Consider the following 242-nt stretch of genomic DNA (forward strand, 5'->3'; position numbering starts at 1 on the left):
ATGGCTTACTTAAATCCATAAAGCGCACATAACACTCCCATAATAAATAACAATGGACAGGGTTAGCTGAAAGCTCTACAACTGAACCGGTTACTATTGTTTTAGGGTACTTTTCTTGGTCTATATGACTAATTTCTGGAAAGTAATTCATTACACCCGGCGCGCCCATTTTCGAGGTTAGCCTGCAAACAATCTCTTCCCATTTAAAGCAACAGTTACCTAAGTCATCTCGTTGTTCACAA

General features: G+C 39.3%; 1 pseudogene. It reads right to left on the minus strand.

Annotated features, from left to right (window positions below):
• Nucleotides 1–242, minus strand: a pseudogene (locus H5158_RS23215) (hypothetical protein); the annotation flags it as partial.

Origin of the sequence: Pseudoalteromonas sp. SR45-6 (assembly GCF_014163545.1) — a bacterium.
In the GTDB taxonomy this organism is placed as follows: domain Bacteria; phylum Pseudomonadota; class Gammaproteobacteria; order Enterobacterales; family Alteromonadaceae; genus Pseudoalteromonas; species Pseudoalteromonas rhizosphaerae.